This window comes from Pseudomonas sp. B3(2017) (assembly GCF_002113595.1).
Lineage (GTDB): Bacteria > Pseudomonadota > Gammaproteobacteria > Pseudomonadales > Pseudomonadaceae > Aquipseudomonas > Aquipseudomonas ekonensis.
The window spans coordinates 94,618-114,700 of sequence record NZ_NEIU01000007.1 but is presented as its reverse complement, the minus strand read 5'-3'; the positions used below and the strand labels follow the sequence as shown (position 1 = coordinate 114,700).

Annotated in this window: 17 protein-coding genes; 11 read left to right on the top strand and 6 right to left on the bottom strand. The window is 65.0% G+C overall.

Annotated features, from left to right (window positions below; all coding sequences use genetic code 11):
- Window positions 1-113: 113 nt before the first annotated feature.
- From CAG33_RS12545 to aspA, 4 genes are all read right to left on the bottom strand, one after another.
- Window positions 114-1,112, bottom strand: coding sequence for an AraC family transcriptional regulator (locus CAG33_RS12545; RefSeq protein WP_085579125.1), 999 nt, complete (start codon window positions 1,110-1,112; stop codon window positions 114-116).
- Between the two features lie 117 nt (window positions 1,113-1,229).
- Window positions 1,230-2,234: an asparaginase gene (locus CAG33_RS12540; protein ID WP_085579123.1), complete on the bottom strand. Its 1,005-nt coding sequence runs from the start codon at window positions 2,232-2,234 to the stop codon at window positions 1,230-1,232.
- 104 nt (window positions 2,235-2,338) lie between these two features.
- Window positions 2,339-3,778: a sodium:alanine symporter family protein gene (locus tag CAG33_RS12535; protein WP_085579121.1), complete on the bottom strand. Its 1,440-nt coding sequence runs from the start codon at window positions 3,776-3,778 to the stop codon at window positions 2,339-2,341.
- Between the two features lie 451 nt (window positions 3,779-4,229).
- Window positions 4,230-5,654: an aspartate ammonia-lyase gene (aspA, locus tag CAG33_RS12530; protein ID WP_085579118.1), complete on the bottom strand. Its 1,425-nt coding sequence runs from the start codon at window positions 5,652-5,654 to the stop codon at window positions 4,230-4,232.
- A 178-nt stretch (window positions 5,655-5,832) separates the two neighbouring features.
- On the opposite strand from aspA, the gene CAG33_RS12525 reads away from it, so the two are divergent.
- From CAG33_RS12525 to CAG33_RS12505, 5 genes are all read left to right on the top strand, one after another.
- Window positions 5,833-6,741 (top strand): LysR substrate-binding domain-containing protein, encoded by a 909-nt coding sequence (locus CAG33_RS12525; protein ID WP_085579116.1) that lies wholly within the window; start codon window positions 5,833-5,835, stop codon window positions 6,739-6,741.
- Window positions 6,742-7,110: 369 nt separating this feature from the next.
- Window positions 7,111-7,602, top strand: a complete 492-nt coding sequence (purE, locus tag CAG33_RS12520; protein ID WP_085579114.1) for a 5-(carboxyamino)imidazole ribonucleotide mutase — start codon at window positions 7,111-7,113, stop codon at window positions 7,600-7,602.
- Window positions 7,603-7,612: 10 nt separating this feature from the next.
- Window positions 7,613-8,695 (top strand): 5-(carboxyamino)imidazole ribonucleotide synthase, encoded by a 1,083-nt coding sequence (locus CAG33_RS12515; protein ID WP_085579111.1) that lies wholly within the window; start codon window positions 7,613-7,615, stop codon window positions 8,693-8,695.
- A 106-nt stretch (window positions 8,696-8,801) separates the two neighbouring features.
- Window positions 8,802-9,047, top strand: a complete 246-nt coding sequence (locus CAG33_RS12510; protein WP_085579109.1) for a GlsB/YeaQ/YmgE family stress response membrane protein — start codon at window positions 8,802-8,804, stop codon at window positions 9,045-9,047.
- Window positions 9,048-9,146: 99 nt separating this feature from the next.
- Window positions 9,147-9,683 (top strand): DUF3299 domain-containing protein, encoded by a 537-nt coding sequence (locus tag CAG33_RS12505; protein WP_085630281.1) that lies wholly within the window; start codon window positions 9,147-9,149, stop codon window positions 9,681-9,683.
- A gap of 118 nt (window positions 9,684-9,801) precedes the next feature.
- Here the strand turns inward: CAG33_RS12505 and CAG33_RS12500 are convergent, their stop codons facing one another.
- Entirely contained in the window at window positions 9,802-10,701 is a 900-nt protein-coding gene (locus CAG33_RS12500) for a D-hexose-6-phosphate mutarotase (protein ID WP_085630279.1), read from the bottom strand.
- Window positions 10,702-10,759: 58 nt separating this feature from the next.
- Window positions 10,760-11,164, bottom strand: a complete 405-nt coding sequence (locus CAG33_RS12495) for an acyl-CoA thioesterase (RefSeq protein WP_003229628.1) — start codon at window positions 11,162-11,164, stop codon at window positions 10,760-10,762.
- A gap of 375 nt (window positions 11,165-11,539) precedes the next feature.
- Here CAG33_RS12495 and CAG33_RS12490 point away from each other — a divergent pair, with 375 nt between their 5' ends.
- The 6 genes from CAG33_RS12490 (at window position 11,540) to phoU (ending at window position 20,055) form a co-directional block, all read left to right on the top strand.
- Window positions 11,540-12,838 (top strand): MFS transporter, encoded by a 1,299-nt coding sequence (locus tag CAG33_RS12490; protein ID WP_085579103.1) that lies wholly within the window; start codon window positions 11,540-11,542, stop codon window positions 12,836-12,838.
- 174 nt (window positions 12,839-13,012) lie between these two features.
- Window positions 13,013-14,014 carry a phosphate ABC transporter substrate-binding protein PstS gene (locus tag CAG33_RS12485; RefSeq protein WP_085579101.1) on the top strand — a complete coding sequence of 334 codons (1,002 nt, stop codon included), beginning with the start codon at window positions 13,013-13,015 and terminating at the stop codon, window positions 14,012-14,014.
- A 424-nt stretch (window positions 14,015-14,438) separates the two neighbouring features.
- Window positions 14,439-16,472: an ABC transporter permease subunit gene (locus CAG33_RS12480; protein ID WP_170929993.1), complete on the top strand. Its 2,034-nt coding sequence runs from the start codon at window positions 14,439-14,441 to the stop codon at window positions 16,470-16,472.
- 15 nt (window positions 16,473-16,487) lie between these two features.
- Window positions 16,488-18,158, top strand: coding sequence for a phosphate ABC transporter permease PstA (pstA, locus tag CAG33_RS12475; protein WP_085630273.1), 1,671 nt, complete (start codon window positions 16,488-16,490; stop codon window positions 18,156-18,158).
- A 190-nt stretch (window positions 18,159-18,348) separates the two neighbouring features.
- Window positions 18,349-19,182: a phosphate ABC transporter ATP-binding protein PstB gene (pstB, locus tag CAG33_RS12470; RefSeq protein WP_085579095.1), complete on the top strand. Its 834-nt coding sequence runs from the start codon at window positions 18,349-18,351 to the stop codon at window positions 19,180-19,182.
- A 111-nt stretch (window positions 19,183-19,293) separates the two neighbouring features.
- On the top strand, window positions 19,294-20,055 hold the full coding sequence (gene phoU / locus CAG33_RS12465; protein ID WP_085579093.1) for a phosphate signaling complex protein PhoU: 762 nt from the start codon (window positions 19,294-19,296) through the stop codon (window positions 20,053-20,055).
- Window positions 20,056-20,083: the final 28 nt, after the last annotated feature.

Sequence of the window (20,083 nt, the reverse complement as noted above, 5' to 3'; positions counted from 1 at the left end):
ACACAGTGTTGCGGCCCGAGGCGGATCGGAGAACGGCGGGAGCGGCCAAAAGGGGATCGATGCGGCCAAAAGTGCTGACCTCAATTCGCCCCTCGCGCGTGCCGAGGCGGGGCTCAGCCGTGGGGGCGGAACTGGCTCGGGGCCACGCCGCTCCAGCGCACGAACGCATGGCGGAAGCTCGCGGTCTCGCTGAAGCCCAAGGTCTCGGCGATGCGGTAGATCGGCATCTGGTCTTCGCACAGCAGCTGCTTGGCCCGCTCGAAGCGCAGCTCATCAAGCAGTTCCTGATAGCTGCAACCCATGTCCTTGAGGTGCCGGCGCAGGGTGCGCGGCGAGCAGTTCATCTGCTGCGCGAGCCCCTCCAGCCCCGGTGCGCAATTGAGCTGCGCGCCGAGCAACTGGCGGATCCGTCCCAGCCAGGCCTGGCGCCCGGTGAACTCGGTGTTCTGCTTGCGGCAGCGCTCGGCCATGGCCTGGTGGGTGATGGTGTCGGCCAGCGGCAGCGGTTGGTCGAGCCAACGCCGCTCGAACGCGAAGGCATTGTCCTTGGCGCGAAAGTGCAGCGGACAGTCGAACGGTTGGGCGTAGCTGTCGCGGTAGTCCGGGGCGGCGTGTTCGAAACGGGCGGCGCGCAACGGCAGCGGGTGGCCGAGCAGGTCGTCGCAGATGACTTTCAGCGAGACCAGGCAGAACTCGGCGTTGAACACCGCCATCGCCGGGCTTTCGCGGTAGTCGGCGGCGACGAACCAGACCTGTTCGCCGTCGTCTTCCAGGCTCAGTTCGAACAGGGTGCCCAGCAGCGCCGGATAACGGACCGCCAGGCGCAGAGCGTCACCGAAGGTGGCACAGGTGAGCAGGGCGTAACCGAGTATCCCGTAGCAGGAAACATGCATGCGCCGGCCCAGCTCCAGCCCGATGTCGTGCTTGAGCGCCACGGCGTTGGCGCACACCTGCATCTCCTGGTTGGTGGTGATGCGGGTGTCGGCGCGGTTCAGGTCTGCGGTGCTGATGCCGCTGCCGGCCAGCAGCGCATCGTCGGACAACCCTTGGTCCTTGAAGGTGTTGAGGATCAGCGAGACCGCGTTGAGGGTGGTGAGGTGGGAGTGGAGCATGGGATCTTCCAGCCTGGGGATGGCTGGAATGCAGCAAGTTGCATGCCGGACGGGAACGGCAAGGGTGAACCGTTGCGGCGAGCGAGCGGGCTCACTCGCCGCAAGGTTCGGTCGGTGTCAGGCGAGTTCGCCGCACAGGTCCAGTTCGACCAGGCGCCGCACATCGGCGTCGTCCAGCCCCGCGCCCAGCAGCGCGTTCAGCTTGCCGAACGCCGCCTCGCGGGTCATGCCGCCGCCGGACAGGACGCCCACGCCGCGCAAACGGCTGCCGGCCTCGTAGATGTCCAGCTCGACCCCGCCCTCATGGCATTGCGTCACGGCGACGACCACCACGCCCTTGTCCCGCGCCCGGCCGAGGCTGGCGAGGAATTCGGGGTTGTCGCTCGGGCCGGTGCCGCTGCCGTAGCACTCCAGCACCAGGCCCTGGATGCCGCTGGCGGTCAGGCCGTCGATGACCTGTGCCGAAATGCCGGGGAACAGCGGCAGCACCGCGACGTTCGCCAACTGCTTCGGCGCGCCGTAGGTCAGTTGGGCAGGCAGCGAAGCGGCGTGCGTGCCGCCGCCCTGACGCTCCAGCCGCTTGAACGGATGACGCCCGAAGCTGCGCACCTTCGCGCAGCGGGTCGGCGCCAGCAGCTCGCCGTGGAAGTACAGGTGCACGCCCGGCGCCAGGCCCTGGCCGAGGGCGGTCAGCGCACCGCTGAGGTTTTCCCACGCGTCGCTGTCGGTGACGCCGGCCGGCAGCATCGAGCCGGTGAAGCACACGCGGGCGTGCAGGCCCAGCAGCTGGAAGCTCATGGCGGCGGCGCTGTAGGCCAGGGTGTCGGTGCCGTGCAGGATCAGCACGCTGTCGCAGCCCTGCACATCGACGGCGTCGACCACCGCTTCGCGCAGTTGCTGCCAGTAGGCCGGGGTCATGTTGGCGCTGTCGATCAGCGGCGCCATCTCACGGAAGCGCCACTGCGGCACCACCAGCTCAGGCTGGCCGTGCAGGTACTCGCGCATCCGCGCCTCGAAACCGGAGGCCGGGGCCAGGCCGTTGGCGCTGGCCTGCATGCCGATGGTGCCGCCGGTGTACAGCACCATGACGTGCTGGGCGGCAGGGTAGGTCGAAGGGTTCATGGGATTCTCCGAAACGGTGAGGTGCTGTGGGAGCGGGCATGCCCGCTCCGACATTTAACGCACTGTAACCGACGGGCGCAGAGGATGCGCCCGCCGTTCACCCGTCAGCGTTGCGCTGCGGGCACGCCTTGCGGCTCGGCCTTGGCGGCCGGCGAAGTTTCGGCAGGCCAGGCCTGCAGGTCCAGGTCCAGGTCGGCGAACTTGCGCGAGTCGAACACAGGCTGGTCGACGCCGGCACGGCGCTGCTCGTCGTAGTCGCGCATCACGCGCAGGCCGACCTTGAACAGCATGGCCAGGGCCATCAGGTTGACGAAGGCCAGGCAGGTCATGGTGATGTCGGCGAAGGCGAACACGGTCGACAGATCCTGCATCGAACCCCAGACCACCAGCGCCAGCACCAGGCCGCGGAACACCATCAGCACCACGCGGTTGCGGCTGAGGAATTGCAGGCTGTTCTCGCCCAGGTAGTAGTTGTAGAGGATGCAGGTGAACACGAACAGCGACAGCGCGACGCTCACGAACAGGCGGCCCCAGTCACCGACCACGGCGGCCAGCGAGTTCTGGGTCAGGACGATGCCGTCGCCTTCGAAGCCCGGGGTGTAGAAGCCCGACAGCAGGATCAGCAGCGCGGTGCAGGTGCAGATCACGAAGGTGTCGAGGAACACGCTGAAGGCCTGGACCACGCCCTGGGCGCCCGGGTGCTTCACGGCGGCCACGGCAGCCACGTTCGGCGCACTGCCCAGGCCCGCTTCGTTGGCGAACACGCCACGCTTCACGCCCATGACGATGGCGCTGCCGAGCAGGCCGCCGAAGGCCGGGTCGAGGCCGAAGGCGCTCTTGAAGATGGTTTCCAGCATGGCCGGCACGTGTTCGATCTGGGTGCCGATCACGTACAGGGTCACAGCGATGTAGGCCAGGGTCTTGACCGGCACCAGCAGGTCGGACACCGCGGCGATGCGCTTGATGCCGCCGATGAAGGTGATGGCCAGCAGCACCGCCAGGACGATGCCGGTGTGGCGCGGATCGAAGTCGAAGGCGTTCTGCAGCGAGTGGGTCACGGTGTACGACTGCAGGCCGATGAAGGCGAAGCCGTAGGTGACCAGCAGCAGGATGGAGAACACCACCGCCATGCCTTTGAGCTTCAGGCCGTGCTGGATGTAGTAGGCCGGGCCGCCGCGGTACAGGCCGTCGCCGTCGGCGCGCTTGTAGACCTGGGCCAGGGTGCATTCGAAGAAGCTGCTGGACATTCCGACCAGTGCGGTCACCCACATCCAGAACACCGCGCCCGGGCCGCCCAGGGTCACGGCGATGCCGACGCCGGCGATGTTGCCCGCGCCGACACGGCCGGCGAGGCTGAGCATCAGGGCCTGGAACGAGCTGAGCTGCCCGGCGTTGCCTTTGAGGCTGTCGCGGAACACCGCGAACATGTGGGTGAAGTGGCGCAGTTGAACGAAACGCGAGCGAATCGTGAAGTAGCTGCCGAGCCCGACAATGAGCAGGATCAGTACTTTGCCTGAGAGGAAGTCGTTGATGACTTCTAGCATGGATTTTTCCTCGCTGTTTTTTGTGTAAGCAAATGCTGGAAGGTCGGAAACATCGCGTTACACCGGTGTGCGGGCGGCACAACGGGCGAGGCGATGGTTTCGTCCCGGTTCCATATCGCGGGTTTGTTATTAGTTCGGGTTTCGCATGGGTTTGGGCCTCGTTACCGACGACCGCTCACGCGAAGAGGGGCGGCACTATACCTATCAGTGCGGCGCCCGTCTGCACGGTTGTGGTGCAAGCGACGGAACGTAGGCTTTGAAACACCCGGCGTTACCGGCGCCGGGCTTGTGTGGAGACTGCTCTTTTTTTTGTGCGAGCAATCCCCAGACATACGGGTCTCAGGATCGGAAAGTTAAAAAAAGGGCTTGGGGAGCAATCCCCAAGCCCTCAAAAGGTGAGAGGTGTCTAGTCCCTCGACCTGGTGAGCGGTACAGCGAATTTCGCGTCGGTTCAGGCTTTGAGCGGAACCAGACGTGGGGCGATCATGTTTTCCGGGCGCAGGATGTCGGCGAGCATGGCGTCGTCGAGCAGGCCTTCTTCGCGCACCAGTTCCAGCACGCCGCGGCCGGTCTCGAGGGCGACGCGGGCGATGCGGGTGGCGTTCTTGTAGCCGATGTACGGGTTCAGCGCGGTGACCAGGCCGATCGAGTGCTCGACCAGTTCACGGCAGCGGGCTTCGTTGGCGGTGATGCCGACGATGCAGTGCTCGCGCAGCATGTCCATGGCGCGTTGCAGCAGGCGGATCGAGTCAAGGATCTTGAAGGCGATCAGCGGCTCCATCACGTTCAGCTGCAGCTGGCCGCCTTCGGCCGCCATGGTCAGCGCCAGGTCGTTGCCGATGACCTGGAAGGCCACCTGGTTCACGGCTTCCGGGATCACCGGGTTGACCTTGCCTGGCATGATCGAGCTGCCTGGCTGGCGCGCCGGCAGGTTGATCTCGTTGATGCCGGTGCGCGGGCCGCTGGACAGCAGGCGCAGGTCGTTGCAGATCTTCGACAGCTTGACCGCGGTGCGCTTGAGCATGCCGGAGAACAGCACGAAGGCGCCCATGTCGGAGGTGGCTTCGATCAGGTCGGCGGCCGGCACCAGCGGCTGACCGCTGATCAGGGCCAGACGCTGCACGGCCAGGGCCTGGTAGCGCGGGTCGGCGTTGATGCCGGTGCCGATGGCGGTGCCGCCCAGGTTCACTTCGGTCAGCACTTCCGGGGCCAGCGTCTTCAGGCGGGCCAGGTCTTCGCCCATGGTGGTGGCGAAGGCGCGGAACTCTTGGCCCAGGGTCATCGGCACGGCGTCCTGCAGCTGGGTGCGGCCCATCTTCAGGACGTGGTTGAATTCTTCACCCTTGGCCGCGAACGCCTGGATCAGGCTGTCGAGGCTGGCCAGCAGCGCATCGTGACCCAGCAGCAGACCCAGGCGGATCGCGGTCGGGTAGGCGTCGTTGGTCGACTGTGCCATGTTCACGTCGTCGTTCGGGTGCAGGTACTGGTATTCGCCTTTCTGGTGACCCATCGCTTCCAGCGCGATGTTGGCGATCACTTCGTTGGCGTTCATGTTGGTGGACGTACCGGCGCCACCTTGAATCATGTCGACCACGAACTCTTCGTGGAAATCACCGCGGATCAGTCGGGCACAGGCTTCGCTGATGGCAGCGTGCTTGGCTTCGCTCAGATGGCCCAGCTCACGGTTGGCGTCAGCGGCGGCCTGTTTGACCATGGCCAGACCGACCACCAGCTTCGGGTAATGCGAGATCGGAACGCCGGAGAGACGGAAGTTGTTCACCGCTCGCAGGGTCTGGATGCCGTAGTACGCTTGAGCCGGTACTTCGAGGGAGCCAAGCAGGTCGTTTTCTGTGCGGAAAGATGCAGCGGAGGACATGATAGAAATCATCTCGATAGGGACCCGGTCTGTGCCGGAACGCTGCGAATGCTAGGCTTGTGGGAATTTTTGGGCCAATGCTGTTAAACACTGCCCTATGCACATTCGGCATAATGCCCGTGTGACGCCGCTCGCGCGGCAGACGTGTGACCTATTTTGGTGCGCCCCGGAGGGTGTGATGAATCTGGAAAGCAAATGGCTTGAGGACTTCAGTGCCCTGGCCGCCACCCGCAGCTTCTCGCAGGCGGCCGAACGGCGCTTCGTGACCCAGCCGGCGTTCAGCCGGCGGATCCGCAGCCTGGAGGCCGCACTGGGGCTGACCCTCGTCAACCGTTCGCGCACGCCCATCGAACTGACGGCGGCGGGGCAACTGTTTCTGGTGACCGCGCGCACAGTGGTCGAGCAACTCGGCGAAGTGCTGCGCCACCTGCACCATCTGGAGGGCGGGCAGGGCGAGGTGATCCAGGTGGCGGCGGCGCACTCTCTGGCGCTGGGCTTCTTTCCGCGCTGGATCGCGCAACTGCGCAACGAAGGCCTGAACATCGCCACGCGGCTGGTGGCGACCAACGTCGGCGATGCCGTGCACGCCCTGCGCGAAGGCGGCTGCGACCTGATGCTGGCCTTCTATGACCCGGATGCGGCGATGCAGATGGACGCGGACATCTTCCCGTCGTTGCACTTGGGCCACACCGAAATGCTCCCGGTGTGCGCGGCGGACGCCAACGGCAAGCCGCTGTTCGACCTGGAAGGCGAGGCGAGCGTGCCGCTGCTGGCCTACAGCGCCGGGGCGTTCCTGGGGCGTTCGGTGAACGGCCTGCTGCGCCAGCGCCAATTGCGCTTCACCACCGTTTACGAGACCGCCATGGCCGACAGCCTCAAGAGCATGGCGCTCGAAGGCCTGGGCATCGCCTGGGTGCCGCAGTTGAGCGTGCGCGCCGAACTGGCCCGCGGCGAGCTGGTGATCTGCGGCGGCCCGCAGTGGCATGTGCCGCTGGAGATCCGCCTGTACCGCTGTGCGCTGGTGCGCAAGGCCAACGTGCGGCTGCTGTGGCGCAAGCTCGAAGGCGGGGCCGCGCAGAGCGCCTGACAAGATTCAATGGGGATGCAACTGATCTGACGCTTGCGGTGCCTGGATTGACGCCATCGCCGGAAGGCTGGCTCCCACAAGGGGGCGGCGCAATGCAGAGCGGCGACCGCCACAATCCAATCCGGGAGCAAGCCTGCTCCCGCAGGGCAATTTGCGGTGCGCAGGCACTGACCTTCGGGTCAATAAAACCGGGGCTTTGCGGCAGATGACAGATGGTCGAGACGGGGGCTGTTTATTGGCTTCTTTGCGGTATACTGCGCGGCCTTCGGCCGGTTTGTCCGGCCATTTTCCGTACAATCAAGCCACGCAACTTGCGTGGCTTGTTGTTTTTGACGCGCCTGCGGGCGCCCAGAGAGAAGAGGCGCGACGATGAGTGCACTGGTTGGCGTGATCATGGGCTCCAAGTCCGATTGGTCCACCCTTAGCCACACCGCCGATATGCTGGAAAAGCTCGGCATCCCCTACGAGGTGAAAGTGGTTTCCGCCCACCGCACCCCGGACCTGCTGTTCCAGTACGCCGAGGAGGCCGAAGGCCGCGGCATCGAGGTGATCATCGCCGGTGCCGGCGGCGCGGCCCACCTGCCGGGCATGTGCGCGGCCAAGACCCACTTGCCGGTGCTGGGCGTGCCGGTGCAGTCGGCCATGCTCTCGGGCGTCGATTCGCTGCTGTCGATCGTGCAGATGCCGGCCGGCGTTCCGGTCGCCACCCTGGCCATCGGCAAGGCCGGCGCGATCAACGCCGCGCTGCTGTCGGCCAGTATCCTGGGCGCCAAGCACCCGCAGTTCCACGCGGTGCTGAAGACCTTCCGCGCCGAGCAGACTGACAGCGTCCTGGACAATCCAGACCCACGCATTGCCTGAGGTTGTTGAGATGAAGATCGGTGTGATCGGTGGCGGCCAGTTGGGCCGCATGCTGGCCCTGGCGGGCACCCCGCTGGGCATGAACTTCGCTTTCCTGGATCCTGCGCCGGACGCCTGTGCCGCCGCGCTGGGCGAACACCTGCGGGCCGACTACGGCGATCAGGACCACCTGCGCCAACTGGCCGATGAAGTGGACCTGGTGACCTTCGAGTTCGAAAGCGTCCCGGCCGAGACCGTGGCCTTCCTTTCTCAGTTCGTGCCGGTGTACCCGAGCGCCGAAGCCCTGCGCATCGCCCGCGACCGCTGGTTCGAGAAAAGCATGTTCAAGGAACTGGGGATTCCGACCCCGGCGTTCGCCGACATCCAGTCGCAGGCCGACCTGGACGCCGCCGTGGCGGCCATCGGCCTGCCGGCCGTGCTCAAGACCCGCACCCTGGGCTACGACGGCAAGGGCCAGAAGGTCCTGCGCAAGCCTGAGGATGTGGTCGGCACGTTCGCCGAGCTGGGCAGCGTGGCCTGCCTGCTGGAAGGCTTCGTGCCGTTCACCGGCGAAGTCTCGCTGATCGCCGTGCGCGCCCGTGACGGGGAAACCCGGTTCTACCCGCTGGTGCACAACACCCACGACAGCGGCATCCTCAAGCTGTCGGTGGCCAGCACCGATCACCCGTTGCAGGCCCTGGCCGAAGACTACTCCAGCCGCGTGCTGACGAAGCTGAACTACGTCGGCGTGATGGCGTTCGAGTTCTTCGAGGTCGACGGCGGCCTGAAGGCCAACGAAATCGCTCCGCGGGTGCACAACTCCGGGCACTGGACCACCGAAGGCGCCGAGTGCAGCCAGTTCGAGAACCACCTGCGGGCGGTGGCCGGCCTGCCGCTGGGTTCGACCGCCAAGGTCGGCGAGAGCGCGATGCTGAACTTCATCGGCAAGGTACCGGAGACCGAGAAGGTGCTGGCCATCGCCGATTGCCACCTGCACCACTACGGCAAGGCGTTCAAGGCCGGGCGCAAGGTCGGCCACGCCAACCTGCGCTGCGCCGACAAGGCGACCCTGGCGCAGCAGATCCTCAAGGTCGAGGCGCTGATCGCCGAGTGACGAGAGTTTCATCTGGCGGCGGCGGAACCTTCGGGGGCCGCCGTTCTCTGATGGCAGGATGCCAAAGTCTGGCTAGGCTATAGCCAATCAATCAGAGGGAAATGCCATGGGAATTATCGGTACCATCTTCATCGGCCTGATCGTCGGCCTGCTGGCGCGGTTCCTCAAACCGGGCGACGACAGCATGGGCTGGATCATGACCATCCTGCTCGGTATCGGCGGTTCGCTGGCGGCCACCTACGGCGGCCAGGCCCTGGGCATTTACCACGCAGGCCAGGCCGCCGGCTTCTTCGGCGCGCTGGTCGGCGCGATCATCCTGCTGGTGATCTACGGCCTGATCAAAAAGAGCTGATCCAAAGCGACAAGGCCCTTCCCGCAGATATTGGGGGAAGGGCCGCAATGCTCGGCGATCCGCGACTTCCTTTCACGAGCATTCTCAACGAGCCCCTTCATGCGTCGTCTCCTGTTGACTCTCCTTTTGCTGGGCAGCGGTCTGGCCCACGCCGGCGAACTGCCGGAAACCGACTGGCTGGAACTGATGCCCAAGTCGGATCAGAAAGCCCTCGAAGCCATGCCCGAAATCGACCACAACTCCCCGGAGGCCAACGGTACCTTCACCCAGAAGGGCGGGATGAAGCAGGCCAAGGGCCTGCCGGCGGTGATGTACTCGACCAAGACCGTGGCGTCGATGAACGACAAGCGCATCCGCATCGGCGGTTATCCGGTGCCGCTGGAGTCGGACGCCAAGGGCCGCAGCACCCTGTTCTTCCTCGTGCCGTACCCGGGCGCCTGCATCCACGTGCCGCCACCGCCGCCCAATCAACTGGTGCTGGTGCGCTATCCCAAGGGGCTCAAGCTGGATGACATCTACACGCCGCTGTGGGTGACCGGCACGCTGAAGGTCGAGAAGGTCAGCAACGACCTGGCCGACGCGGCGTATGCGCTGGACGCGGACAAGGTGAAGGTGGTGCAGGAATCGGACCTCTGATCAGCCCGCCAAAATCGCTGTAGGAGCCGACCTGCTGGCGATTGCGTCGTGTCAGTCGATTCATCGTCAACTGACAGACCGCTTTCGCCGGCAGGCTGGCTCCCGCAAGCGGGGTGAATCAGAGAGGTTCGCTGCCGATGCTCACGGCCATGGTGTGGCTGGCGCCGGGCGCCAGGTTCACGATGTCGTCCATCACGTTCGCGGTCTCGATGCACAGCATGCGCTGCCAGCCGTCGTCGGCCATGTCGGCGAATGCGGCGGCGCGGTCGATCCACGGGTTCCAGATCACGGCGGTGCGCGAACCGGTGGCGTTCAGCACGATGCGCCGTTCCCAGGCCGGGTCGTTGATGCTCAGCCGTGGCGGAACATTGAGGTAGATGCGGTCGGTTTCCCCGGCGAACTGCAGGTTGCCTTTCTGGGTGACGGTCTTCCAGTCGTCCAGGGTCTCGATGTAGCTGAGGCCGTCCACGCCTTCGACCTGCACGTCGCGCACGTCGCTGACCGCGAAGTACGTGTGCAGCGCCTGGCTCAGGCTGACGGTGTCGGCACCGCGGTTGCGGCTGGTCAGGCCGATGTGCAGGCGGTCGTCCAGGCGCAGGGTCAGGGTCAGGTCCACCGGGTGTGGCCATTCGGCGAAACCGCCTTCGGGGCAGGGCAGGGTGAACTCGACCTTCAGGCTTTCGCCTTCGGCCTCGATGCCGCCCAGTTCCCAGTCCGTCGCCCGGACAAACCCGTGGGCGGCGGCCGGTTCGGCGCCGGTGCGCATGGCCTGCACGCTCTGCGGGTTGCGCGCAAATACGCCGAACCACGGCCAGCACACCGGCACGCCGGCGCGGATGCTCTTGCCGGCCTTGAACGCGGCCTTGTCGTTGAGCCAGATCAGCGGCGGTTGGCCGTCGACCTGGTAACTGAGGATGTGCGCGCCTTGCTGGGCCACCAGCACTTCGGCACGGCCGTGGCGGATGCGCCAGCAGTTCAGTTCATCCAGTTTTACGGCTTCGACGTTGGGCGTGTTCATGGGACTGCTCTCGATCAGCGATTCGGGACGGTTATTGACCCGCCGGCGGCCGCAAGGTTTAGCGGGCGCGGGGCGGAACCGAACGGGTACGGCCGCTGCCGTCGATGGCGACGAACACGAACACCGCTTCGGTCACTTTACGCCACTCGCTGGACAACGGATCGTCGCTCCACACCTCGACCATCATCTGGATCGAGCTGCGGCCGATCTCCAGGGTCTGGGTATAGAAGGACAGTTGCGCGCCCACGGCCACCGGCACCAGGAACGCCATGCGGTCGATGGCCACGGTGGCCACCCGGCCGCCGGCGACACGGCTGGCCATCGCCGTGCCGGCCAGGTCCATCTGCGCCACCAGCCAGCCGCCGAAAATATCGCCGAAGCCGTTGGTTTCGCGGGGAAGCGCGGTGATTTGCAGGGCCAGGTCGCCTTGCGGGATCGGATCTTCTTGTTCGAGCTCTATCATGCCGAGGGTGCCTCTGACCCGTGACTCTTCGTTGGTGATGCGGGTGACGGCCGTCTTCAGGAAAAACGATTCAGCACCGAACATACTACGTTCGTCACGTTTTCCATAAGGCGCCTTTAGGGAAACTCTGCGAAACCGGCTGGCCCGGCACGGTCATGCGGCCAACGGCGTTTTCGCACAGCAACCCCCTACAAGCCGGGGCGAGGTTGCGAGTATATCGGTCGGTAGACTCCGCGACGACCGTCAGGTTCTCATTTCGCCCGCCAAATGCGCCCCTATGTGCTTTTTCGAACAATTTGCTATGGTGCCGAACCTGCCCGAGCCGCAGCCAGCGTTGCTGCGGCGGCAGATCCGACTATAAGAGAAGACCTTGCCATGACCACAGCGCCCTCGAGCCTCGCGCAGTCCGACCAGCCCGCACGACCCCTGACCCGCAACGACTACAAGACGCTGTCGCTGTCCGCCCTGGGCGGTGCGCTGGAGTTCTACGACTTCATCATCTTCGTCTTCTTCGCCACCGTGGTCGGCAAGCTGTTCTTCCCGGCGGACATGCCCGAGTGGCTGCGCCTGATGCAGACCTTCGGCATCTTCGCCGCCGGCTACCTGGCGCGGCCGCTGGGCGGGATCGTCATGGCGCACTTCGGCGACCTGCTGGGGCGCAAGAAGATGTTCACCCTGAGCATCTTCATGATGGCCGTGCCGACCCTGATCATGGGCCTGCTGCCGACCTACGCGCAGATCGGCCTGTGGGCGCCGATCCTCCTGCTGCTGATGCGGGTGATCCAGGGCGCAGCCATCGGCGGCGAGGTGCCGGGGGCATGGGTCTTCGTTTCCGAACACGTGCCCGACCGGCACATCGGCTACGCCTGCGGCACGCTGACCAGCGGCCTGACTGCCGGCATCCTGCTGGGCTCGCTGGTCGCCACGGCGATCAACAGCCTCTATACGCCGGAGCAAGTGGCGGATTACGCCTGGCGGATCCCGTTCCTGCTCGGCGGCGTGTTCGGCCTGTTCTCGGTCTACCTGCGCCGCTGGCTGCACGAGACGCCGGTGTTCGCCGAACTGCAGCTGCGCAAGGCCCTGGCCGAGGAAGTGCCGCTGCGGGCGGTGCTGCGCGACCACCGCGGGGCGATCCTGGTGTCGATGCTGCTGACCTGGCTGCTGTCCGCCGCCATCGTCGTGCTGATCCTGATGACCCCGACCGTGCTGCAGACCGTCTACCACTTCACGCCGACCGTTTCGCTGCAGGCCAACAGCCTGGCGATCGTGTTCCTGAGCGTGGGCTGCATCCTGGCCGGCGCGCTGGCCGACCGCTTCGGTGCCGGGCGCGTGTTCGTGTTCGGTTGCCTGGGCCTCCTGGCCAGTTCGTGGACCTTCTACCACAGCCTGGCGGACCATCCGGACTGGCTGTTCCCGTTCTATGCGCTGACCGGCCTTCTGGTCGGCACCATCGGCGCGGTGCCTTATGTGATGGTCAAGGCGTTTCCGCCGGTGGTGCGGTTCAGCGGCCTGTCCTTCTCCTATAACGTCGCCTACGCAATCTTCGGCGGCCTGACGCCGATGGTGGTCAGCCTGCTGCTCAAGGAGAGCGCAATGGGCCCGGCCTATTACGTGGCGGTGCTGTGCGGCATGGGGATCGTGGTGGGGGCGTGGCTCTGGAGCAAGGGCCGCTGATGTTTTGTCCGCTCCCCATCGAAAGGCGTTTCGGTGTGGGAGCCGGCCTGAAGCATTAAGTAAGACCTGGATGCTGGCCTTTCATCCAATTGTCATATTTCAGCCATAGAGTGTTCATACGGCCTGCCGATACTTGGCCCCGACTTAACACACCCTATCTGCTAGGAGTAAGGCATGAAACTGAAGCGTTTGATGGCGGCCATGACCTTTGTCGCCGCTGGCGTTGCGACCGCCAACGCGGTTGCCGCTGTTGACCCTGCTATCCCGAGCTACACCAAGACCACCGGTGTGTCGGGCAACCTGTCCAGCGTCGGTTCCGATACCCTGGCCAACCTCATGACCCTCTGGGCCGAGAACTACAAGAAAGAATACCCGAACGTAAACATCCAGATTCAGGCCGCCGGTTCCGCCACCGCGCCGCCCGCGCTGACCGAAGGCACCTCCAACCTGGGCCCGATGAGCCGCAAGATGAAGGACACCGAACTGGCTGCCTTCGAGCAGAAGTACGGCTACAAGCCGACCGCCATCCCGGTCGCCGTGGATGCCCTGGCCGTGTTCGTGCACAAGGACAACCCGATCCAGCACCTGACCATGGAACAGGTCGATGCGATCTTCTCGTCCACCCGCCTGTGCGGCGCCAAGACCGACGTGAAGACCTGGGGCGACCTGGGCGTGACCGGCGACCTGGCCAACAAGCCGGTGCAGCTGTTCGGCCGCAACTCGGTGTCCGGCACCTACGGCTACTTCAAGGAAGAGGCCCTGTGCAAAGGCGACTACAAGCCTAACGTCAACGAACAGCCTGGCTCGGCTTCGGTCGTGCAGTCGATCAGCTCCTCGCTGAACGGCATCGGCTACTCGGGCATCGGCTACAAGACCGCCAGCGTGAAGACCGTCGCCCTGTCGAAGAAAGGCAGCACCGACTACATCGAAGACAGCGAAGAAAACGCCCTGAACGGCAAGTACCCGCTGTCCCGCTTCCTGTACGTCTACGTCAACAAGGCCCCGAACAAGCCTCTGGCCCCGCTGGAAGCCGAGTTCGTGAAGCTGGTCCTGTCCAAGCAGGGGCAGGAAGTCGTGGTGAAGGACGGCTACATCCCGCTGCCGGCCAAAGTCGCCGCCAAAGCGCTGGCTGACCTGGGCCTGCAGGAAGGCGGCGCCGAAGTCGCAAAAAAGTAACAAACTGAGTCAGGGGGTGAACCCCGCCTGACTCCCGTGTGGGGCCCGGCCCGCAAGCGGCCCGGCCCCACACTCCCCGAATTCTTCTATCCACCGCCAGTGCCCTGCTGGCGGCGGATTTGGTGCGTCACTGCATTGTCATCTTTCTGTCATACAGGATCGCTAGGGTGTGCGCATGAATGATCTGGCCAATTCCAAAATGACTACGAACCCTCCCAAGCGCATTGACTTCAATACGCCTGAGTTGCAACGCAAGCGCCGCATTCGTGCGCTCAAGGATCGCTTCACCCGTTGGTACGTCCTCGTCGGCGGCCTGGCGGTGCTGGCGGCGATCACCCTGATCTTCTTCTTCCTCGCCTATGTGGTCGCGCCCCTGTTCCAGGGCGCCAGCCTGACCGCGAAAGACACCTTGGCCCCGGCCTGGATGCAGGACGCCGGCAAGCCGCTGATGATCTCGCTGGAAGAGCAGAACCAGGTGGCCATGCGCGTTTCCGACAAGGGCCAGGCCCTGTTCTTCGACATCGACAGTGGCGCCGAGCTCAAGCGCGTCGATCTGCCGTTGCCCGCCGGCACTTCCGTGACCTCCATCGGCGAAGACCAGCCGGGCCATCCGCTGGTGGCCGTGGGCCTGTCCAACGGCCAGGCGCTGGTGTTCCGTCACACCTATAAGGTCAGCTACCCGGAAGGCAAGAAAACCATCACCCCGGCGATCGAGTACCCGTACGGCGAAGCGCCGATCGCACTGAACGAGAGCGGCGGCGCGCTGGAGCACGTCAGCCTCAACGCCAACGATTCGACCCTGCTGCTGGCCGGTTCCACCGGTGCGCAGCTGCACGTGCTCGCGCTGACCAGCGAAGAAAACATGATGACCGGCGAAGTCACCAACGAGCAGAAGCGCATCGATCTGCCGCAGATGACTGAGCCTGTGAAGAACATCTTCGTCGACCCGCGCCAGCAGTGGCTGTACGTGGTCAACGGCCGGGCTCAGGCCGACGTGTTCAGCCTGCGCGACAAGAGCCTCAACGGCCGCTACAAACTGCTGGAGGACGGCGAAGCGCAGGTCACCGCCGCCACCCAGCTGGTGGGCGGCATCTCGCTGATCGTCGGTGACTCCAAGGGCGGCCTGGCCCAGTGGTTCATGGCCCGCGACACCGACGGCGAGCAGCGCCTGAAGCAGATCCGCACCTTCCAGATGGGCAAGGCGCCGATCGTGGAAATCGGTGCCGAAGAGCGCCGCAAGGGCTTCGCCGCCCTCGACGCCAGCGGCAAGCTCGGCGTGTTCCACAGCACCGCGCACCGCACCCTGCTGGTCGATCAGGTGGTCGAGGGCCAAGGCCTGTTCGGCCTGTCGCCGCGGGCCAACCGCGTGATCGTCGAGGCCGGCGGCAAGCTGCAGCCGCTGCTGCTCGACAACCCGCACCCGGAAGTGTCGTGGAGCGCGCTGTGGAGCAAGGTCTGGTACGAGAACTACGACGAGCCCAAGTACGTCTGGCAGTCGACCGCCGCCAACACCGACTTCGAACCGAAGCTGAGCCTGTCGCCGCTGACCTTCGGCACCCTGAAGGCCGCCTTCTACGCCATGCTGCTGGCCGCGCCGCTGGCCATCGCCGCCGCGATCTACACCGCCTACTTCATGGCCCCGGGCATGCGCCGCAAGGTCAAGCCGGTGATCGAACTGATGGAAGCGATGCCGACGGTGATCCTCGGCTTCTTCGCCGGCCTGTTCCTGGCGCCGTATGTGGAAGGGCACCTGCCGGGCATCTTCAGCCTGCTGATGCTGCTGCCGATCGGCATCCTGATCGCCGGCTTCACCTTCAGCCGCCTGCCCGAATCGGTCCGCCTGAAGATCCCGGACGGCTGGGAAAGCGCGCTGCTGATCCCGGTGATCCTGTTCGTGGGCTGGCTGTCGTTGTACATGAGCCCGTACATGGAGAACTGGTTCTTCGGCGGCGACATGCGCCTGTGGATCTCCCACGACCTGGGCATCACCTACGACCAGCGCAACGCCCTGGTGGTCGGCCTGGCCATGGGCTTCGCGGTGATCCCGAACATCTACTCCATCGCCGAAGACGCCGTGTTCAGCGTGCCGCGCGGCCTGACCCTGGGCTCGCTGGCCCTGGGCGCCACGCCGTGGCAGACCATGACCCGCGTGGTGATCCTCACCGCCAGCCCGGGCATCTTCTCGGCGCTGATGATCGGCATGGGCCGTGCGGTGGGCGAGACCATGATCGTGCTGATGGCCACCGGCAACACCCCGGTCATGGAAATGAACCTGTTCGAAGGCCTGCGCACCCTGGCGGCCAACGTCGCGGTGGAAATGCCCGAGTCGGAAGTCGGCGGCAGCCACTACCGCGTGCTGTTCCTCTCGGCGCTGGTGCTGCTGCTGTTCACCTTCGTCATGAACACCCTCGCGGAACTGATTCGTCAGCGTCTGCGCAAGAAATACTCGTCGCTTTAAGAAAGGTAGAAGTCTGTGAAACAGAACTCCCTGAAAGGATGGTTCAAGAGCGGCGCCCCGGGCGTCTGGATCAGCGGTGGCGCGGTGTCCATCGCGGTCATCATGACCATTGGCCTGCTGGCGGTGATCGCCGTGCGCGGCCTGGGTCACTTCTGGCCGGCGGACCTGCTCCACGCCAGCTACGACGTGCCGGGCCAGGGCAAGCACCTGGTCATCGGCGAAGTGGTGCAGAAGGAAGAAGTACCCCGCGCCCGCCTCAAGAGCGCCGGCCTGCCGGTGCCGGACGAAGGCCCGGAGTTCATGACCCGTGAGCTGATCAAGGTCGGCAACCGTGACCTGAACGGCAACGACTTCACCTGGACCGTCGGCGAGTGGCTGAACGACCAGACCACGCCGGTGGAGCTGATGGCCGTCGAGCGCCGCGAGTGGGGCAATTTCTACGGCTACCTGGTCAACGTCAAGCAGGACGGCAAGGTCATCGCCGAAGGCGAAGCCGCCTGGCCCGAACTGCAGGCGCGGATCGACCGGGTGAACAAGCTCGCCGCCCAGCTCAAGACCCTGGAGAAGGTCGACATCGGCGCGATCAACGCCGGCCTCGAACGCATCCGCCTGCACGGCCGCAAGCTGGAGCTCGAAGGCAAGCTCGACCCGGCCGCGCAAGCGGACATGGACGCCGAGCGCGCCGAGCTGAACGCCCGTTACCAGGAGGTCGAGGCGCGGCTGTCCGACCTGCACGCGCAGTTCAACCGCGACGCCCTGACCGCCCGCGACGCCAACGGCAAGGAAGTCGAGATCGGCCTGGGCAAGGTGGTTCATGCCTACCAGCCGAACGCCATGGGCACCTTCACCAAGGTCGGCTTCTACTTCAGCAAGGTCTGGGAATTCCTGTCGGACGACCCCCGTGAAGCGAACACCGAAGGCGGGATTTTCCCGGCCATCTTCGGCACCGTGATGATGACCCTGATCATGGCGATGATCGTGACCCCGTTCGGCGTGCTGGCGGCGGTGTACCTGCGCGAATACGCCAAGCAGAACACCTTGACCCGGGTCATCCGCATCGCGGTGAACAACCTGGCGGGCGTTCCGGCGATCGTCTACGGCGTGTTCGGCCTGGGCTTCTTCGTCTACGTGCTGGGCGGCTCCCTCGACCGGTTGTTCTTCCCCGAGGCGCTGCCGGCGCCGACCTTCGGCACGCCGGGCCTGCTCTGGGCGTCCCTGACCCTGGCGCTGCTGGCGGTGCCGGTGGTGATCGTGGCCACCGAAGAAGGCCTGGCGCGGATCCCGCGCACCGTGCGCGAGGGCTCGCTGGCCCTGGGCGCGACCAAGGCCGAGACCCTGTGGAAGATTGTCCTGCCGATGGCCAGCCCGGCGATGATGACCGGCATGATCCTCGCTGTGGCCCGGGCCGCCGGCGAAGTGGCGCCGCTGATGCTGGTGGGCGTGGTGAAACTGGCGCCGTCGCTGCCGGTGGACGGCAACTACCCGTACCTGCACCTGGATCAGAAAATCATGCACCTGGGCTTCCACATCTACGACGTCGGCTTCCAGAGCCCGAACGTCGAGGCCGCGCGGCCGCTGGTGTACGCCACGGCGCTGCTGCTGGTGCTGGTGATCGCGGTGCTCAACCTGTCGGCGGTGTGGATCCGTAACCACCTGCGCGAAAAATACAAAGCACTGGACAGCTAAGGCCGGCACAAATCCTGTGGGAGCTGGCTCGCCAGCGATGGCATCGCGGCGGTGCCAGCGTCAGACCGAGTCGTCTGCATCGCTGGCAAGCCAGCTCCCACAAGGATCGGCGCCCGCCACAGATTTTGCGAAACCCATTGGCCAGGCCAGTGGCATACAGAACCGAATTTGTTAGCACAGGGGACCTCCCATGCAGCACGAAACACATACCCACGGCATCAACATGTCCGCCCTGGGCCGCGACAAGCAGAGCCTGAACCTGGAACAGGAAACCGTAGCCATCGAAGTGCCGGGCCTGAGCCTGTTCTACGGCGAGAAACAAGCGCTGTACGACGTCAGCATGAACATCCCGAAACAGCGCGTGACCGCCTTCATCGGCCCGTCCGGCTGCGGCAAGTCCACGCTGCTGCGCACTTTCAACCGCATGAACGACCTGGTGGACGGCTGCCGCGTCGAAGGCGCGATCAACCTGTACGGCAACAACATCTACCGCAAGGGCGAAGACGTGGCCGAGCTGCGCCGCCGGGTCGGCATGGTGTTCCAGAAGCCCAACCCGTTCCCCAAGACCATCTACGAGAACGTGGTCTACGGCCTGCGCATCCAGGGCATCAACAAGAAGCGTGTGCTCGACGAAGCCGTCGAGTGGGCGTTGAAGGGTGCGGCCCTGTGGGACGAAGTGAAGGACCGTCTGCATGACTCGGCGCTCGGCCTGTCCGGCGGCCAGCAGCAGCGTCTGGTGATCGCCCGCACCATCGCCGTGGAGCCTGAAGTGCTGCTGCTCGACGAACCGTGCTCGGCCCTCGACCCGATCTCGACCCTGAAGGTCGAAGAGCTGATCTATGAACTGAAGTCCAAGTTCACCATCGTCATCGTGACCCACAACATGCAGCAGGCCGCGCGGGTGTCCGACTACACGGCGTTCATGTACATGGGCAAACTGGTGGAGTTCGGCGACACCGACACCCTGTTCACCAATCCGGCGAAGAAGCAGACCGAAGACTACATCACCGGCCGGTACGGCTAGTTCGCAGCTGCGAGCCGCACGTTTCAAGCGGCAAGTAAGGGCGGACCGAGTAAAAAACGAAACAGCTTGCGGCTTGTAGCTTGCGGCTCACAGCTTTTGCGGAGCAAAACCATGATTTCGAAGGAAGGTTTAACCCATCACATTTCCGCGCAGTTCAACGCCGAACTGGAAGAAGTGCGCAGCCACCTGCTGGCCATGGGCGGGCTGGTCGAGAAGCAGGTCAACGACGCGGTCACCGCGCTGATCGAGGCCGACTCGGGCCTGGCCCAGCAGGTGCGCGAGATCGACGACCAGATCAACCAGATGGAACGCAACATCGACGAGGAATGCCTGCGCATCCTGGCCCGCCGCCAGCCGGCGGCGTCCGACCTGCGCTTGATCATCAGCATCTCCAAGTCGGTGATCGACCTTGAGCGCATCGGCGACGAAGCGACCAAGATCGCCCGCCGCGCGATCCAGCTGTGCGAAGAAGGCGAGGCGCCGCGCGGTTACGTCGAAGTGCGCCACATCGGCGATCAGGTGCGCAACATGGTGCGCGACGCGCTGGACGCGTTCGCCCGGTTCGACGCCGACCTGGCGCTGTCCGTGGCGCAGTACGACAAGATCATCGACCGCGAGTACAAGACCGCCCTGCGCGAGCTGGCGACCTACATGATGGAAGACCCGCGCTCTATCTCGCGGGTTCTGAGCATCATCTGGGTGCTGCGTTCGTTGGAGCGGATCGGCGACCACGCGCGCAACATCTCGGAGCTGGTGATCTACCTGGTGCGCGGCACCGATGTGCGCCACATGGGCCTCAAGCGCATGAAGGAAGAAGTTGAAGGCACAAGCGGCGAAACCGCTAATGTTCCGGACGAAGCTGACGATAAGTAAGATTGCCCAAGAAGCACGCCCGGTCCTT

Excerpts from the sequence above, each read along its gene's own strand:
- CAG33_RS12545 (WP_085579125.1), bottom strand. The coding sequence starts at position 1,112 with ATGCTCCACTCCCACCTCACCACCCTCAACGCGGTCTCGCTGATCCTC.
- CAG33_RS12540 (WP_085579123.1), bottom strand. The coding sequence starts at position 2,234 with ATGAACCCTTCGACCTACCCTGCCGCCCAGCACGTCATGGTGCTGTAC.
- CAG33_RS12535 (WP_085579121.1), bottom strand. The coding sequence starts at position 3,778 with ATGCTAGAAGTCATCAACGACTTCCTCTCAGGCAAAGTACTGATCCTG.
- aspA (WP_085579118.1), bottom strand. The coding sequence starts at position 5,654 with ATGTCCTCCGCTGCATCTTTCCGCACAGAAAACGACCTGCTTGGCTCC.
- CAG33_RS12525 (WP_085579116.1), top strand. The coding sequence starts at position 5,833 with ATGAATCTGGAAAGCAAATGGCTTGAGGACTTCAGTGCCCTGGCCGCC.
- purE (WP_085579114.1), top strand. The coding sequence starts at position 7,111 with ATGAGTGCACTGGTTGGCGTGATCATGGGCTCCAAGTCCGATTGGTCC.
- CAG33_RS12515 (WP_085579111.1), top strand. The coding sequence starts at position 7,613 with ATGAAGATCGGTGTGATCGGTGGCGGCCAGTTGGGCCGCATGCTGGCC.
- CAG33_RS12510 (WP_085579109.1), top strand. The coding sequence starts at position 8,802 with ATGGGAATTATCGGTACCATCTTCATCGGCCTGATCGTCGGCCTGCTG.
- CAG33_RS12505 (WP_085630281.1), top strand. The coding sequence starts at position 9,147 with ATGCGTCGTCTCCTGTTGACTCTCCTTTTGCTGGGCAGCGGTCTGGCC.
- CAG33_RS12500 (WP_085630279.1), bottom strand. The coding sequence starts at position 10,701 with ATGAACACGCCCAACGTCGAAGCCGTAAAACTGGATGAACTGAACTGC.
- CAG33_RS12495 (WP_003229628.1), bottom strand. The coding sequence starts at position 11,164 with ATGATAGAGCTCGAACAAGAAGATCCGATCCCGCAAGGCGACCTGGCC.
- CAG33_RS12490 (WP_085579103.1), top strand. The coding sequence starts at position 11,540 with ATGACCACAGCGCCCTCGAGCCTCGCGCAGTCCGACCAGCCCGCACGA.
- CAG33_RS12485 (WP_085579101.1), top strand. The coding sequence starts at position 13,013 with ATGAAACTGAAGCGTTTGATGGCGGCCATGACCTTTGTCGCCGCTGGC.
- CAG33_RS12480 (WP_170929993.1), top strand. The coding sequence starts at position 14,439 with ATGCAGGACGCCGGCAAGCCGCTGATGATCTCGCTGGAAGAGCAGAAC.
- pstB (WP_085579095.1), top strand. The coding sequence starts at position 18,349 with ATGCAGCACGAAACACATACCCACGGCATCAACATGTCCGCCCTGGGC.
- phoU (WP_085579093.1), top strand. The coding sequence starts at position 19,294 with ATGATTTCGAAGGAAGGTTTAACCCATCACATTTCCGCGCAGTTCAAC.